Genomic DNA, 15,513 nt, shown 5'->3' on the forward strand with positions numbered 1-15,513 from the left:
ACTATTACTCTGGTACTCCCACTACTAGTAGCAAGGCCGTCTTCCTCTTGCGGCGGCGCCAGAGAAGGATGGTCATCATGCCTGCACTACGTTCAAAGACAGTTACCCACGGCCGCAACATGGCCGGAGCCCGCGCACTGCTGCGCGCATCCGGCGTCGCCAACTCGGATATCGGCAAGCCGATCATTGCCGTGGCCAACTCCTTCACCGAATTCGTCCCCGGCCACACCCACCTGGCCCCGGTGGGCCGGATCGTCTCCGACGCGATCCTCGCCGCCGGCGCCGTGCCGCGCGAGTTCAACACCATCGCCGTAGATGACGGCATCGCCATGGGCCACTCCGGCATGCTCTACTCGCTGCCGTCCCGCGACCTGATCGCCGACTCCGTGGAATACATGGTCAACGCCCACTGCGCCGATGCCCTGGTGTGCATCTCCAACTGCGACAAGATCACCCCCGGCATGCTGATGGCCGCACTGCGCCTGAACATCCCCGTGGTGTTCGTTTCCGGTGGCCCGATGGAAGCCGGCCGCGTCACCCTGACCGACGGCTCCGTCCGCTCCCTCGACCTGGTGAACGCGATCGCCGACGCGGTGGACGAATCCATCTCCGACGAGGACATCAACCTCATCGAAGAAAACGCCTGCCCCACCTGTGGCTCCTGCTCCGGCATGTTCACGGCCAACTCCATGAACTGCCTCGCCGAGGCCATCGGCCTGGCCCTGCCGGGCAACGGTTCCGTGCTCGCAACCCACACCGCACGCAAGGCGCTGTACGAGAAAGCCGGCGCTACCGTCGTCGAGCTCGTAAAGCGCTACTACGACGGCGACGACGAATCGGTCCTGCCGCGCAACATCGCCACCGCAGAAGCCTTTGACAACGCCATGGCGCTGGACATCTCCATGGGCGGCTCCACCAACACCATCCTGCACCTGCTGGCCGCTGCCCAGGAAGCCGGCGTGGAGTACGGCCTGGCCGAGATGGACGCCAAGTCCCGCCAGGTGCCCTGCCTGGCTAAGGTGGCCCCGAACGTCGCCGGGAACAAGACCTATTACATGGAGGATGTGCACCGCGCCGGCGGCATCCCCGCGTTGCTGGGCGAGCTGAACCGCGGCGGCCTCCTGCACAAGAACGTCCATTCCGTGCACTCCACCGACCTGGACGGCTGGCTGGATGACTGGGACATCCGCGGCGGCAAGGCCACCGAAGAGGCGCAGGCCCTGTGGCACGCAGCTCCCGGCGGCGTCCGCTCCTCCACCGCGTTCTCGCAGTCGAACGAGTGGACCTCCCTGGACACCGACGCTGCCGAAGGCTGCATCCGTTCGGTGGAGCACGCCTTCTCCAAGGACGGCGGCCTGGCCGTGCTGCGCGGCAACGTGGCAGTGGACGGCGCCGTGGTGAAGACCGCCGGCGTGGACGAGTCCATCTGGACGTTCCAGGGCCCGGCAGTGGTGTGCGAGTCCCAGGACGAGGCCGTGGAGAAGATCCTGAACAAGGGCATCAAGGAAGGCGACGTGGTGGTCATCCGCTACGAAGGCCCCCGTGGCGGCCCGGGCATGCAGGAAATGCTCTACCCGACGTCGTTCCTCAAGGGCCGCGGCCTGGGCAAGAAGTGCGCACTCATCACGGACGGCCGCTTCTCCGGCGGCACCTCCGGCCTGTCCATCGGGCACATCTCGCCCGAGGCTGCCTCCGGCGGAACCATCGCCCTGGTGGAAGACGGCGACATCATCAGCATCAACATCAGCCAGCGTTCCCTGCAGCTGGAGGTCTCCGACGAGATCCTGGCCGAACGCCGCGAGAAGCTGCTGGTCAACGGCGGCTACAAGCCGAAGGACCGGGAGCGCCACGTGTCCGCTGCGCTGCGTGCCTACGCCGCCATGGCCACCTCCGCGGACAAGGGTGCCGTCCGCGACGTGTCCCTCCTGGAGCACTAGGCCTTAGTGACCACAAGACCCCCGCCCGGAAGCTCTTCCGGGCGGGGGTCTTCTGCGTTGCAGCAGGTCAGGACGGGAATGGTCCGGGAAATCTGCCAGAATGGCCGGATGATTACCGAGCACGCCCTGCTGCCCGTCATCCCCGGCCTGGAAGAGGAGTTCGAAGCCGCCTTCAGCCAGGCACGCGAAATCATCGCGGCCATGCCGGGCTTCATTTCGCTGTCGCTCTCGCGCTCGATTGAGTCCCCCGGCACCTACCTGCTGCTGGTGGAATGGCAAACCCTCGAGGACCACACCGAAGGCTTCCGCGGTTCCCCCGAATACCAGCAGTGGCGGGCTTTGCTGCACCGGTTCTACGAGCCCTTCCCGGTGGTAGAGCACTACAACCGGGTGACGTCGGCCCGGCCTGTCATCTCCGCGGACTCAAAAGACCCGGCCTGACCCGGTGGCACGGCTCGCTGTGGTCACCGGGGCCAACCGCGGACTGGGATACGCCATCGTCCGCGAGCTCGCGGAGCATGGGTGGGACGTCCTCGCCCTGACCCGCACCTCAGCCGAACCTGCGGACGGATCCTGGCCGGCCGGCGTCGTACCCGTCCTGCAGGACGTCCGGTCCGAACCGGCGCACGCGCTCGCGGCGGCCGTGGGCCAGAGGCCTGTTGACCTGCTGGTCAACAACGCGGCGCAGGGTGCCCCGCACGGCAAGCTGGGCGCCATCGAGGCGGACGGCATCCTGAACGCCGTGGATGTGAACGTGGCCGGTCCGCTGCGGCTGACGCAGTTCCTGCTGCCGAACCTGCTGGCCGCGGCGGATCCGGTTATCGTCAATGTGTCGTCCCGGCTGGGTTCCGTGTCGGCGCAGGCGAACGGCGACTTCGCCGACCTTTCAACCAGTTATGCGTACAAGGTGTCCAAGGCCGCGCAGAACATGCTCACCGTTTCCCTGGCGCAGGAACTGCAGGGCCGGGTCCGCTGCTGGGCGGTGCATCCTGGCAAGCTCGCCACGGCCATGGGCCAGTCCGATGCCTCCAAGAGTCCCGCCAACGCCGCCCGGCAGCTGCGGGAACTCGTCGACTCTGGCTCCCGCACGTCTCCCCGGTTCTGCTCCCTCGGCGGAAACGACCTGGCCTGGTAGGAGCGGCTGCCGGGCGCCATTAGCCTTGAACCGTGACCATCAAGGCTGTCCTGTTCGACCTGGACGACACACTTTTCGACCATCTGACATCGGCACGGTCAGGACTTCACGCCTTCCTGCGGCATCTCGGGCTGCCACCCTCGGATGATCTGTCAGCAGCCTGGTTCAACATCGAGCGGGCCAGCTACGACCGCTTCCTCGCCAAAGAGCTGACGTTCCAGGAGCAGCACCGGGAACGCCTGCGGCTTTTCCTGCCGCTGGCCGGCCATACCGTACCCGCTGGTGATGAGGCGTTGGACGAACTCTTTGCGGTCTATCTGGAGTGCTACGAGCGGTCCTGGCAGGCATTCCCCGACGCCTCCCCCTGCCTGCAGGCGCTTCGCGATGGCGGCGTAATGACGGCCGTGATCACGAACGGAAACCACGGACAACAACTGGCGAAGATCAGGAACATCGGGCTTGAGCCGGCGCTGGACGCAATCTTCACGTCGGAGTCCATCGGCCATCCCAAACCCATGCCGGAGGCCTTCCTGAAACCGTGCCAGGCCCTGGGTGTACTGCCGACGCACGCCCTGTACGTGGGAGACAACTTCCGGGTTGATATCGAAGGTGCCCGCACCGCCGGGCTCTAAGCTGTTCACCTCCAGCGGGGAGGCACCCCAGGACGCGGGACCCTTCAGACCCTGACGGAGCTGATTCCGCTAATGGCCCCCACCTCGGTGCCGGGAGCATAACTGCCCACCGCGGCCCGGCGCCAGAATGAGGAAAGGCCCCCACGCGAGTCAAAGCTCAAGCGCGGGGGCCTCTTTGCCTCCTCATTGGGGGAATTTGGAAGCAGATCAAAATCTACCGGCTGGTAACCACCGGAAATGCCGATTCCGGCAGGGAGCGCGGAATCTTGACTCAAATTTGAGCCCGTGCACAGGCAGAAGCTGCGGTTCAGTCCGATTCGGGCCCTTGGGTGGCGTCCGGCTCCTCTTCGGGCTCGAAGGTGTTGGGCTCGGCGTCCGCACCGATGCCCACGCCGTCGTTACCGCCGGGGACTCCGCCGTCGCCCTTTGCTTTTTCCTCTGCCGCCTGGTCCTCGTCGTCGGGCAGTGAGTCGGGTGAGTTGATGGTCATCGTTGCTCCTCCATTGGCCGGGCCTCCACGCTAACAGCCCCCGCTGCCAAAGGCTCCGGAACGGCACAAACTTTTTGGCGCACGACGGCGGCCGGCGGCCTGGGAGTTTCGGCTACGGCGTCATCCGGTACCCGACGCCGCGGACAGTTTCCACCCAGCGCGGCCGCCTTGAGCTGTCACCCAGCCGCTTGCGGAGGTTGCCGAGATGGACCTCCACCGCCCGCTCCTCCCCGGCACTGACGAACGACCCGGTGTCGTAGGGCTCGTTCCGCAGCCGTCGGACCAGATCGGCCTTGGTCTGCACGGTGCGGCCGTTCTCCATCAGGACCAGCAGCAGGTCGAACTGCGTGCGCGTAAGGTCGACGGGCACGCCATTGATCGCGGCCAGCCGCGAGTCTTCGTGCAGTGTCAGGCCCCTGTGGGCGAAATCGCAGCACACCGGAGCTTCCCCTGGCTCGGCTGGCGGCACCGGTTCTGCGGAGACAACGATGGCGTGCGGCTGTGCAGGTGCGGGGACCGAGGGACCGCCTGGAACCGCGCGAACGGGTGCAGGGGTGATAATCCGCGGACGGCGAAGCATGGCTCCGATCCTGGCGCGCAGCTCGCGCGGGCGGAACGGCTTGGTGAGGTAGTCATCGGCCCCCGCTTCAAAACCCATCAGGGCATCAGCCTCATCCACGTAGCCGGTGACGATGATGACGTAGGCGTCGCTGAACGTCCGGATCCGCCGCGAGGCCTCCAGCCCGTCGAAGTCCGGGAGGCCCACGTCCATCGTGACGATGTCTGGATTGTGGATTCGGACTGCCTCCACTCCCTCATGCCCCGACGCGGTTGGATGCACGGCGAATCCCGACTGCGACAGGATCTCTGCGAGCAGCGCCCGCACCTCGTCGTCGTCTTCGACCACTACGGCGATGCCGCGCTCCATCATCCTTGCCCCCACATTGTTACTAAACTTCCCATCTGCTTGAGAGTTCACACTTACCGCTGCCGGATGCAGGACGGGGCGCCGGCCGGTGACGGCCAGCGGTATCCCGAAGGCACCCAGCTAAGGTTCCGGAGTGTATTCGGAGACGAATACAAAAAGGATGCCCACCGAATTACGCAACGGTGCGCATAGCTGAGATTACCCAAGCAGATAGCTCAACCACCATTCGCGCACGATTCTTGAGCATTTATTGATCTTGATTGAGAAATGGGTATTTCTTGAGATTCGACGCTAAGAAGAAAAGGAATCCGCACGTGTTGCCCTTTCTTCAGCGGTGGCCGGTGATTATGGTGCGAACAGGAGCCCAATTGCTCGTCGACGTATCATGTCTTCCGGGTGCCGCCCCCATGAATGCCTATCACTGCAGAATCCTGCGCTCCGCACATTTCTTCTCCACTCCCTGGTCCCGAACAATTCGGACCGAGTATTGCAAACCGGACGCAGATGAAAGGCAGAGAAGTGGCAACAAACCTGCAAATCCACGTCAATGGAAACGCGGGCACCATTTGCGGGAGCAGGGCAGGTCTTGAGCTTCTACTGAGAAGGCGCCGGCGGAAACGGGCACCTCAACTGGGCCACAAGACAGACCACAAACGCACACAAACCGCACAAAATTTCTTGACATGGAACGCGCGACTGTTACAAAATCTGTAACGAGCCAGTGTGAATCGTTACAAAAGTTGGGCCAGCATGCGCGGGGCCCTCATCAAAGGAGATGACCGTGACCGATCAAACCGTGAACACCAGGCGAACCGCCTACCGGCGTTCTGCCGCAGGGCTGGCACTCGCCGTCCTGGCCAGCAGCGCCGGCCTGGCGGTCGCTGCCCCGGCAGCACACGCTGAACCCAGCAACTACAAATTCGACTTCGGCAGCGGCCCGGTTGAAAAGGGCTACACAGCCGTAAGCGCCTCAGACGCCTACACGCCTGAGCGCCGGTACGGCTTCAACTCCCCCGGGCACATGGCCAACGTGGCTGCCAAAGGAACTGGAGTGGGAAGCGACGCCGTCCGGTTCCTGCAGTTCGGTACCAAGAGCAGCAATACCTTCAACGTGGACCTCAAGGAAGGCCTGTACAGGGTGACCGTCACCCTCGGCGATACGTCACGGGCCAGCATTGCCGCGGAAGGCGTCTTCCAGGAGATGAACCTGACCGGAAACGGGGCCACGGCGTCCTTCGAAATCCCGGTGACCGACGGCCAGCTCAATCTCCTGGTCACGGAAGGCAAGGTGGGCACGGCCTTCACGCTCAGCGCCCTGGATATCGAGAAGGTGTCGCGCCATCCGGAGATGGACCCCACCATCTGGGTGGGCGGCGATTCCACCGTTGCCAGCTACTACCCGCTGGATTCCAGCGTCCAGGGCGGCTGGGGCCAGTTGCTGCCGCAGTTCGTCGACCCGGAAAAGTATGACGTCCGCAACATGGCCACCGGCGGGCAGATCGCGCGCGGTTTCCGTAACGACGGCCAGCTGGAGGCCATCCTGCAGTACATCAAGCCCGGCGACCTCTTCCTGCTGGAGATGGGCATCAATGACACCGCCGCCAAGAACGCCACCACCGAGGCGGAGTTCAAGGAAATCATGCGGGACATGGTCCGCCAGGTGGCGGCCACCGGCGCCACCCCGGTCCTGGTGACCCCGCAGGGCCGCGCCACCGATTTTGTGGACGGCGTGCACTCCTCGGTGGACCGCTGGTACCGGCACTCCACGGTGGCCCTGGCCCAGGAGGAAGGCGTCCCGCTGGTTGACCTGAATGTCCTCTCGTCCGCCTACTTCACGCAGATCGGCCCGGACGCGACGCTGGCCCTGTTCATGACCGGCGACACCCTGCACCCCAACCGCGCCGGTGCCACCGAGCTCGCCCGGATCGTCACCGCGGATTTGGCGCGTCAGGGCCTCCAGTAGTCCGCACCTTCTAAACAGGCGGACGACGGCGGCGCGCGGCACCGGGAACGGGTCCGGAACGCCGCAACCGCCGTCGTCAGTCCTTCTTCAGCGCTTCGGCGAGCATGACGATGATGCCGCTGGGCCCGCGCACGTAGGAGAGTTTGTAGATGTCCCCGTAGGTGGCCACGCCGCGCAGCGGGTGGCAGCCGTGCTTCGCGGCGATCTCCAGGGCTTTGTCGATGTTGTCCACGGAGAAGGCGACGCGGTGCATGCCGATTTCGTTGGGCAGCGTGGGGGCCGTCTCGATCGCATCGGGGTGGATGTATTCGAAGAGTTCCAGCTGGCCGTGGCCGTCCGGGGTCTGGAGCATCGCGATTTTGGCGTGGTTGCCGTCGAGGCCCACGGCGGTGTCAGTCCAGTCGCCGCTGACCGTATCCCGCCCCACCACCGTGAGGCCGAGATCGGTGAAGAAGGCGATGGTTTCTTCCAGGTCCCGGACGGCGATGCCCACGTTCTCAAGCTTGATGGTCATGGGTGCACGCTACCGAGGCGGGTGGCGCAGGGTCTAGGGGGCGGCAGTATGCGTTGACTTCCCCTTTCGCCGGATAAATGCCCCTGGCCGAACCGTTGATCCGGCGCAATCTGGCATTGTGCGCAGCAGGGGTGTTCATATGGGTGAGACCTACCGGGTAGAAGTCCCGCAGGGGCTCCCGATGATGACAAGGCTCGTTGACGACTCCCCGCCGACATGGTCTACACCGCCGGGATGGTGCAAACCACCGCATCCGTCGACGGAGAACCGCGCAGCTACACCCTCAGCGTCACGCAGGTTTGCCGCGGCGAGGACGGCCAATGGAAAGTCGCTCACCGACACGCAGACACGGTCGTTCCCTGACAGCGGCCCAGCTTACGGAACTATTCCTTGTCGCCATTTTGATTTGGCAAGTAGACGTGGTTCCCGCCAAGAATGCGCACGGGAACCCGAACTCCAGGCTCTTCCCTAGGTCAGGGACTGCCCACGCTGACTTGTTCGGTGTGGCCCTGAGCCTGTTGACGATTTAGGAACGGACGTAGGGCGACTCCGGGGGCGAAGGCGTTGGCTGTGAGTGGAAGAGTCAGAAGCAGGTCGGCCGCTACCATTGCGATCGCGAAACTCCATAACCCCATGAAGATTGCTATACCTGCATGGAACAGTGCCGCGAGTAGGAACAGGTACGGCCGCCATTGAGGTGGGGTCAGAAGGGTTATGGCGAGGGCGAATTCGAGCACTAGCACTGACCACGTCAAGAGGCTGACGCCGAAGGCGTTTTCAAGTAGAGGTCCGAGGAGGTCTCTTACGGGGTCCGAAAAGCCGAACACACCAGATGCGGTGTAGTAGAGGTTGTTGCCGGTCGCCCACTCGGTCTGACTCGTCTTCTCAATACAGGATTGAAGGTAGAGAACCGACATCTGGACTTTGATGCCCAGCACCGCGGCCAAAGCCCACCCCCTCCGCCACTTGGAACGGTCCGGGACTTCCTTGGCAGGGCTCCAATGGTTCAGCCGAGGGTCGGTGATGCAAAGAGGGATCAGGAGAAGAGTCAGCACAGCGGTGATCTGGTCTCCACCGTCAGGGACTGCAATCCCATTGAAAAGCGAAAAGGAGATCCAGTAGTGGAGAAAGGCAGTGACCTGTGGAACATAACCGGACATAACGATAACCAGCACCGCGCACGCCAGTAGCTTCGACCACGGTTCTGTTCCGAAGAGGCAAAACCAGTTAAGCGAGTTGACGCCCACACAGACAGGCTGCATGCCCAGCCCCCACAAGGGCTGGAAAAGGCTCGTAGAGGGAGTAGTGAGCAGCGTCAGAAAACTCGCAAAGGCCAGCAGGGAACGCACTAATCCAACGATCGGCGACCATAACGCCGGAGGTTGCCCAGACGGTTGAAGCCCAAAGTACGTCAGATGCACCTGGCCTCGATTCGAAGTACCCTATCGGCCTGATACCTGGCATCAGTAAGGTCCCTATAGGCCCACGGGGTGGGCACTACCTCTACGACGGTCAGGGAACCGCACAGCGTCGGCGCGTGTTTTTCGTTGCGGACTTCGACGGCTGGAGAATCTATCTCCAAGCAACCTTGAGTCGTAGGGCCACATTTCGACCACGTATCGGGCTCTATGGTGTTGACAATGTTCGCCAGCTCTACAGGCTGTGCGCGACCATATCTACTAAGGCCGAAGTAGTTTTCCGCCTTCACGGTTGGCATCTGCAGGAGTTCCCGGGCCTCCTCCTTTCCGGAGTAAACCAGCAAAAACGGATCTCGGGGGGACTTGGTGAAGAACCCCCAACCCTGCGGAATAACTTTGGAGACACCTTCTTTAACCCCGGCCATTCCGGGCGGATGAAATACCGAGTTGGGTGAGACAGCGAACATAGAGTACCCCAGGGACAACAGCACAATCACCGCGGGAACTACCGTGGCCGCGGAGATGAAGGGGCATTTCCGTCGAAGAGCAGGCAACATTGGTGGAGTTGACGAGGCTACTTAGCGAGGGCTTTGGTCAGCGCCGCGACGATATTTTCCGTTGAAGCGCGTTCGTCGGCCGTGGTGGCAGTCGTTTCAAGGCTCGACGGGCTGCTGACATTGACGGATACTGAGGCGTTGAACCAACCAACGGCATTTACGGCGCCGGCGACGTTTACGACACCCGCGTAGTTCACGACGACGGCGCCGCTCCAAACGGCTACTGCAGCGACCGCAAAGACCCACAAGCAGTTCCCGGATGCACCGCCATCAGCGCGGGCCATGGCCACTTGAGCGGGATATTTTTCCCTGACTACCCTAAGAACGTCCTGGCTGGTGGAGGCCAGAGCTGACTCAACTTTGTAGACGTCCCCGGAGGTGAGCTCCTTCTCGAGTTTCTTCAAATATCCGGGCTTAGAAGCTTCCAGCGCATCCGCAACTTGTCGGGCCATTGCGCGGATATCGGCCTCTTGGCTGCCGTTGTCCAAATATGCTCGAAAGGTCTCGCTCTGGACCTTCTGCCGCAGGTCGGCGGCACGATCACCGGTCGCGAACCAAATCGCTTCAAACAGCGACCGCGCGCTCTTCCCGTCGCTTTTTTGAACCGCGCCTTTGGTGAGCTCTTGCTGGTTCGACATCTGAGTGGCCTGCGCTGAAGCGGGAATACCCGTCAGCAACAGCCCGGATACGAGCGCAGCGCTGAGTGCTTTCTTCATTTTTCCCCCAATATTTATCTGTTTTCTGCTGATTTTTCAGGTGCGCGGCAAGCTCTCGTTAATGCGCGAGGCCACAGAGCCGGGGTTTGGCGCGGAAACGACCCAATTGCGAGTCGTTGTTTCCAACAAGACCGCGGGGCCTCCCACCAGTACACCCTTCGTGTTATTGCCCAAGGCCCGGATCCCGAACCCTTCCGACACTGACGTTGACGGGGCTTCGCGAGCTGTGAGAACACTGGAGAAGCTCAAAGTGGCCGCATAGAAAGGCTTGCACCGAATCACGAGACGGTCAGTTTCGACGTCGATCGTGACAGTCATGCTCATAACCAAATAAGTGAGGGCAACCATCCCGGCGACGATCGCCAACCCCGGCACGGGGATGTTACCCGCTACTGCCGAGATCAGCACCACAACGCAAGAGGCGCCAACTATGCCCCAAATGAGACGCTTCGTCTTACCAGAAAGCTTTGCTTCCGATACCAACATGATTCCCCCAATCACCTGAATGTGACAAGAGTAGTCATATGTCAACTAAAGTTACAAACTGTAGTCCAAGCTATGAAGTGTCCGTATGACCCATTTTTAGTGTGGTTCAAAGTTCCCGCCTGGGACTCGTCAACAGCGCCTCCGTCAGGTCCAGTCCGAGGAGAAGTCGAGCGGCGGCCACCAGCGGGTCCGTGAGTGCACGGGGAACCTGCGGCCGGTGACTTCGGTGGGAGTGATGCGGATCAGGTGGTCTTTGGGTCCCGGCAGCCACGGTTGGCGGTCCGGGTCGGCCAGCTCAACGGGCGCCTCGCCCTCCGGTACCTGACCGGGGATGCCCTTGACCACCACGCTCCACACCTCGGTGCTGTAGGTGCCCAGCCCATCCGTTTCGAAGGCGACAGGCGTGCTGCTGAGCAGGGCGTTGAGCTTCGCGCCGGGGGCCGTGCGGAACAGGATGGTGCGGTCCACGGGCACGAAATTGACCGGGAAGATCTCCGGAACCGCCCGGTTGATCACCGCCAGCCTGCCAATGTACGCGGACTCCAGGTATCGCCAGCACTCGTCCTCGGTGAGGGTCTCTGCTTGCGGCTGCTGCTGTGGGGTGGCCATGGCCGTGATTCTAGGCCGGGGAGCCGCAGCACAACAGGGCCTTGACGCCCCCAAACGCCAGCGGACCAGAAACCGATCAGCCGTTCCCGCCGGGCGGCCGGATAATCCTCCGCTGGGTGGCGGCAGCGATGGCCGCGGTCCGGTTGTCCACGCCGAGTTTGCCGTAGATGTGAACCAGGTGCGTCTTCACTGTCGCCTCGGAAATAAAGACCTGCTTGGCGATGGCCCGGTTGGACAGGCCGGTGGCCAGCAGTTCCAGCAGCTGCACCTCCCGCGGGGTCAGCGACGTGCCGGGGTTGCTGATCCGGTCCATCAGCAGCGCTGCGGCCCTCGGCGCGAGAACCGTGCCGCCGGCCGCAGCCTGCAGGACGGCCTGCCGCAGCTGTTCGGGCGGAGCGTCCTTCAGCATGTAGCCGCTCGCGCCGGCCTCCACAGCCGCGAGGATGTCCGCGTCGGTATCGTACGTGGTCAGGATCAGCACCGGCGGCGGGGCAGCCAGCTTCCGGATCTCGGCGGTGGCGGTGACCCCGTCCATCCCCTGCCCCATCTGAAGGTCCATGAGGACAACGTCCGGCGGCTCCCCCAGCGCGGACAGCCGGTCGAGTTCCTTCAACGCAGCCCGCCCGTCGGACGCCTCGGCGGCTATGGCGATCCCCTCGAAGCCCGACAGCATTGCCCGCAGCCCGGCCCGGACCACGGGATGGTCGTCCACCAGCAGGACCCGGACCTTGCCCGCGGACGTCACCGGTCCTCCAGCGGCAGCCGGATGGCCACCACGGTGCCCTCGCCGGGAGCGGATTCCAGCTCCAGCGAGCCGTTCAGGGCGGCCACGCGTTCCCGCAGCGAGCGCAGCCCAAACCCGCCATCGCCGCCTTGCGCGGCAGCTGCCGCAGCGTCCGGATCAAAGCCCGCGCCGTCGTCGTAAATGTCCATGGTCACCTCCGTGCCCAGGAAGGCCAGGGTCACGACGGCGGTGCGCGCCCCGGCGTGTTCGCGGACGTTGGCGAGGCTCGCCTGGGCCGCGCGCAGCAGGGTGACGCGGACCGGCTGGGGCAGGTCCAGCGGATCGCCGTCCACCTCCACCCGGCAGCGCAGCGGCAACCCGGCCGCTGCGGCGCCGGTCTCGGTGGCGGCGCACAGCCTGCGCAGTGCATCCACCAGGGTGCTCCCCTCCAGCTGCGGCGAGGACAGGCCGCGGACAAAGCTGCGGGCCTCGGCCAGGTTCTCCGCCGCCGTCCGCTGCACAAGGTCCAGCTGCGAGGCAGCCCCGGTGGTGTCGCCACCCGCCAGGGACTGTTCGGCCGCCCGGCCCAGCAGCACGATGCTGGACAGGCCCTGGGCCAGGGTGTCGTGGATTTCGCGGGCCAGCCGCTCCCGCTCCGCCAGCACGCCGGCCTCATGCTGGGACCGGGCCAGCTCCTCGCGGGTCCGGCGCAGCTCATCGGCCGCGCGCCGCTGGTTCAGCGCCTCGCGGTACAGGGCGGCGTAGGCCAGGCCCGTGATCACGGCGAAAATGGCGCCGAGTGCGGGCCCCACGACGGCGGCAACGTGCGGAACGGGGGCACCGCTGGCTGCCCACTGGGAGGCGATCACCGCCACTGTCATCAGCGCTATGGTCCGCAACGCCGCGCGCCGGGGCAACAGGTGCAGGTGCAGGAAGAAAATGGGGAACGCCAGCCAGGCGAAGTCGGCGCTGCCCGCCAGCAGGAAGGCCCACAGCCCCGTCACCAGCACCAGCCACAGGAGGGCGAAGCGGCGCGGATCCATGCTGGCCCGGCCCTCGGCATGGCGCTTCTCGAGAACCGTTCCGGCCAGGTACACCCCGGCGAGAACCACCGCCGTCCCTGCCCAGAGCCAGCGCAGCGGACCGCCAGTCATCAGGATCCGGACCAGGGCCACGCCCAGCAGCACTGCGAACCCCGCGTGGAGGGTGACACGCAGAACTTTCAGGATCGCTGCGGACGACGCATTCTCCACGGCGGCCAGCGGTCCCCGCGTCTGGCTACCGCCCGTTCGGTCCGGGGATGTCGTAGAGGGCGCGGCGGGCATTCCCCCAGCTTATGCCGGGGCTGCCGGTGGCGAATCAATCAAATGGTTGACTCCGGAATCCACCCCATGGCGGCCCGGGATCAACCGTCTCCGCGATGCCCCGGAAAGCGCCCGGCGGGAGAGTGGAATTACTCAATTCCACTCCTGCTGAGAGAAGAACAACGTGTTCCTGGCAATCCGCGATATCCGCTTCGCCAAAGGCCGGTTCGCCATGATGGGCGGCGTCGTAGCCCTGATCACTCTGCTGCTGGTGATGCTGACCGGCCTGACGGCTGGCCTGGCCGAGCAGTCCACGTCCGCCATCGGCAAGCTCGGCGGAGCCGCCGGGTCCAGGCCCGTTGACGCCGTCGCATTCGGCGCGCCGGGTACGGGCACCCCCAAGGCTTCGTACACGGAGAGTTCGGTGACCGCCGGGCAGGTGGAGCGATGGAAGGACCAGCCGGGGGTGTCCGCCGCCGAGCCGCTGGGCATCACGCAGACCCGGCTGCAGACCGCTGACGGTTCCGGGACGGCCAACGTGGCTGTTTTCGGGGTCCCGGCCGGCAGCCCGCTGGCGCCTGCTTCGGTGGCACCCGGGACGGCGGTGCTCGGCGCCTCGGTAGCGGACGCGCTCTCCGTGAAGCAGGGCGACACGGTAGGCATTGGCGGTGTGGAACTCGCCGTCGCCTCGGTGGTCCCGGACCAGTGGTATTCGCACACCAGTGTGGTGTGGACGGACCTTCCCCAGTGGTCCAGGGTGGCGCACGTGTCCGACGGCGGGCAGCTGGCCACGGTTGTTGCCGTCACCTTTGCGGACGGTGCCCACGTGGACGAAACGGCGGCCAACGCCGCGGCGGGCACGGCCAGCGAATCCCGCACCGGATCCTTCCAGGCCTTGGGATCGTACAAGAGCGAGAACGGGTCGCTGACCCTCATGCAGGCGTTCCTCTACGGCATCGCCGCGCTGGTGATCGTGGCGTTCCTGACCGTGTGGACCATCCAGCGGACCCGGGACATCGCCGTACTGAAGGCCATGGGGGCGCCGGCGTCCTACATCCTCCGCGACGCCATCGCCCAGGCCGCCATCGTTCTGGTGGCAGGGGCCGCCGCCGGCGGGGCCGTGGGTGTTGCCGCCGGGACGCTGGCCGCGCAGGCCGCCCCGTTCCTGCTGAACGCCGGCACCACGGTGCTTCCCGTCGTCGGGATCATCGCCCTGGGCCTTGCCGGTGCCGCCCTGGCCGTCCGACGCGCCACCCGCGTGGATGCCCTCCTGGCCCTCGGCGGCAACTGACAACCCCCATTTCCTGAAAGGAAACCCGATGTCTGCTTTCCCTACCTCCGCACCCCTGGACCTGGTTGACGTGACCCTCGAATACCCGGACGGCACCGGAACCACCACCGCCCTGGACCGGGTCAGCCTCACCGCGCACGCCGGGCAGCTGGTGTCACTCGTGGGCCCCTCGGGCTCCGGTAAATCCAGCCTCCTGGCCACCGCCGCCACCCTGGTCCGGCCCACCCGCGGGCAGGTTCTTATCGACGGCACGGACACCACCGGGCTCAAAGATAAGGAGCTGACGGCGCTGCGGCGCAGCAAGATCGGCATCATTTTCCAGCAGCCCAACCTGCTCCCCTCCCTGACCGCCGCGGAGCAGCTGATCATCACCGACCACCTGCGCGGCAAGCCAGCCCGGGCAGCCCGGGAGAGGGCCGCCGGACTGCTGGACGTCGTCGGGCTCTCCGCGAGCGCCGGGAAGCTGCCGCACCAGCTCTCCGGCGGCCAGCGCCAGCGCGTCAACATCGCCCGCGCGCTGATGGGCAGCCCCAAGGTGCTGCTGGTGGATGAGCCGACGGCGGCGCTGGACCATGAGCGCAGCGAGGCCATTGTCCGGCTGCTTCGCCGGGTCACCACGGAATTCTCGGTGGCCACGGTGATGGTCACGCACGATACCGAGTTCCTGCCGCTGACGGACGCCGTGGCCACCATGCGGGACGGATGGCTGGCGGCACCGGTCCTGGCCAGCGCCTGAGCGTGCGGCAACAACGCGAACAGCCCCGGCGGTATCAACTGCCGGGGCTGTTCGCGTCCCTGACGCGGCTGCT

16 protein-coding genes are annotated in these 15,513 nt (G+C 64.9%); 7 read left to right on the top strand and 9 right to left on the bottom strand.

Going from position 1 to position 15,513, the window contains the following annotated elements; genetic code table 11:
• Positions 1–77 precede the first annotated feature (77 nt).
• The 4 genes from ilvD to BLT71_RS18795 all read left to right on the top strand — a co-directional run bounded on the left by ilvD (position 78) and on the right by BLT71_RS18795 (position 3,704).
• Positions 78–1,937, top strand: coding sequence for a dihydroxy-acid dehydratase (ilvD, locus tag BLT71_RS18780; RefSeq protein ID WP_091723287.1), 1,860 nt, complete (start codon positions 78–80; stop codon positions 1,935–1,937).
• Positions 1,938–2,045: 108 nt separating this feature from the next.
• The gene (locus BLT71_RS18785; RefSeq protein WP_091724185.1) at positions 2,046–2,378 is read left to right on the top strand and encodes an antibiotic biosynthesis monooxygenase family protein; all 333 of its coding nucleotides are present in this window, start codon (positions 2,046–2,048) and stop codon (positions 2,376–2,378) included.
• Positions 2,379–2,382: 4 nt separating this feature from the next.
• Positions 2,383–3,072, top strand: coding sequence for an SDR family NAD(P)-dependent oxidoreductase (locus BLT71_RS18790; RefSeq protein WP_091723289.1), 690 nt, complete (start codon positions 2,383–2,385; stop codon positions 3,070–3,072).
• Positions 3,073–3,104: 32 nt separating this feature from the next.
• A complete protein-coding gene (locus tag BLT71_RS18795) occupies positions 3,105–3,704 on the top strand; it encodes an HAD family hydrolase (protein WP_197676721.1) in 600 nt (199 codons plus the stop codon).
• A gap of 307 nt (positions 3,705–4,011) precedes the next feature.
• Here the strand turns inward: BLT71_RS18795 and BLT71_RS18800 are convergent, their stop codons facing one another.
• Positions 4,012–4,194 (bottom strand): hypothetical protein, encoded by a 183-nt coding sequence (locus BLT71_RS18800; protein ID WP_091723290.1) that lies wholly within the window; start codon positions 4,192–4,194, stop codon positions 4,012–4,014.
• Positions 4,195–4,306: 112 nt separating this feature from the next.
• Complete coding sequence (locus BLT71_RS18805; protein ID WP_091723292.1) at positions 4,307–5,125, bottom strand: response regulator transcription factor; 819 nt, start codon at positions 5,123–5,125, stop codon at positions 4,307–4,309.
• Positions 5,126–5,897: 772 nt separating this feature from the next.
• Here BLT71_RS18805 and BLT71_RS18810 point away from each other — a divergent pair.
• Positions 5,898–7,085 carry a rhamnogalacturonan acetylesterase gene (locus BLT71_RS18810; RefSeq protein ID WP_091723293.1) on the top strand — a complete coding sequence of 396 codons (1,188 nt, stop codon included), beginning with the start codon at positions 5,898–5,900 and terminating at the stop codon, positions 7,083–7,085.
• Positions 7,086–7,161: 76 nt separating this feature from the next.
• On the opposite strand, the gene BLT71_RS18815 is transcribed toward BLT71_RS18810, so the two are convergent.
• The 7 genes from BLT71_RS18815 to BLT71_RS18855 all read right to left on the bottom strand — a co-directional run bounded on the left by BLT71_RS18815 (position 7,162) and on the right by BLT71_RS18855 (position 13,434).
• Positions 7,162–7,599 carry a VOC family protein gene (locus tag BLT71_RS18815; RefSeq protein WP_091723295.1) on the bottom strand — a complete coding sequence of 146 codons (438 nt, stop codon included), beginning with the start codon at positions 7,597–7,599 and terminating at the stop codon, positions 7,162–7,164.
• A 473-nt stretch (positions 7,600–8,072) separates the two neighbouring features.
• Positions 8,073–9,020, bottom strand: coding sequence for a sporulation-delaying protein SdpB family protein (locus tag BLT71_RS18825; RefSeq protein ID WP_091723296.1), 948 nt, complete (start codon positions 9,018–9,020; stop codon positions 8,073–8,075).
• Positions 9,011–9,484 carry an SdpA family antimicrobial peptide system protein gene (locus BLT71_RS18830; protein WP_157693510.1) on the bottom strand — a complete coding sequence of 158 codons (474 nt, stop codon included), beginning with the start codon at positions 9,482–9,484 and terminating at the stop codon, positions 9,011–9,013. Before BLT71_RS18830 ends, BLT71_RS18825 begins: the two co-directional genes overlap by 10 nt.
• 107 nt (positions 9,485–9,591) lie before the next feature.
• Positions 9,592–10,290, bottom strand: a complete 699-nt coding sequence (locus BLT71_RS18835) for a hypothetical protein (RefSeq protein ID WP_091723299.1) — start codon at positions 10,288–10,290, stop codon at positions 9,592–9,594.
• Positions 10,291–10,920: 630 nt separating this feature from the next.
• Positions 10,921–11,385, bottom strand: a complete 465-nt coding sequence (locus BLT71_RS18845) for a pyridoxamine 5'-phosphate oxidase family protein (RefSeq protein WP_091723302.1) — start codon at positions 11,383–11,385, stop codon at positions 10,921–10,923.
• A gap of 76 nt (positions 11,386–11,461) precedes the next feature.
• Positions 11,462–12,130, bottom strand: coding sequence for a response regulator (locus BLT71_RS18850; RefSeq protein ID WP_091723304.1), 669 nt, complete (start codon positions 12,128–12,130; stop codon positions 11,462–11,464).
• Complete coding sequence (locus BLT71_RS18855; protein WP_172830009.1) at positions 12,127–13,434, bottom strand: sensor histidine kinase; 1,308 nt, start codon at positions 13,432–13,434, stop codon at positions 12,127–12,129. Before BLT71_RS18855 ends, BLT71_RS18850 begins: the two co-directional genes overlap by 4 nt.
• A 163-nt stretch (positions 13,435–13,597) precedes the next feature.
• On the opposite strand from BLT71_RS18855, the gene BLT71_RS18860 reads away from it, so the two are divergent.
• Together BLT71_RS18860 and BLT71_RS18865 are read left to right on the top strand one after the other, a co-directional pair.
• Positions 13,598–14,704, top strand: a complete 1,107-nt coding sequence (locus BLT71_RS18860) for an ABC transporter permease (protein WP_091723306.1) — start codon at positions 13,598–13,600, stop codon at positions 14,702–14,704.
• Between the two features lie 28 nt (positions 14,705–14,732).
• A complete protein-coding gene (locus tag BLT71_RS18865) occupies positions 14,733–15,440 on the top strand; it encodes an ABC transporter ATP-binding protein (protein WP_091723307.1) in 708 nt (235 codons plus the stop codon).
• Positions 15,441–15,513: the final 73 nt, after the last annotated feature.

Source organism: Pseudarthrobacter equi, from assembly GCF_900105535.1.
Taxonomy (GTDB): domain Bacteria; phylum Actinomycetota; class Actinomycetes; order Actinomycetales; family Micrococcaceae; genus Arthrobacter; species Arthrobacter equi.